General features: G+C 55.7%; 1 protein-coding gene. It reads left to right on the plus strand.

Translation table 11 applies throughout. The features are described 5' to 3' along the window. Positions 1-201 (plus strand): tripartite tricarboxylate transporter substrate-binding protein (locus tag B2J89_RS22430; protein WP_256368874.1); only part of this gene is annotated, 201 nt, incomplete at both ends.

A 201-nucleotide genomic window follows, 5' to 3' on the forward strand; every position in this document is an offset into this window, starting at 1 on the left:
ACCATCGGAAAGCGCCTGCATGAAACATTGGGTCAGCCCGTTGTGATCGACAACAAGCCCTCAGCGGGAGGGATTATTGCGAACTCTTTGGTGGCCAAGTCAACCCCCGATGGCTACACGCTTGTTCTGCTGTCCACGACGTTTACGACGGTGGCGGCGACTCGAGCCAATCTTCCGTATGACCCGATCAGGAGCTTTAAG

Source organism: Acidovorax sp. SRB_24 (assembly GCF_012931925.1).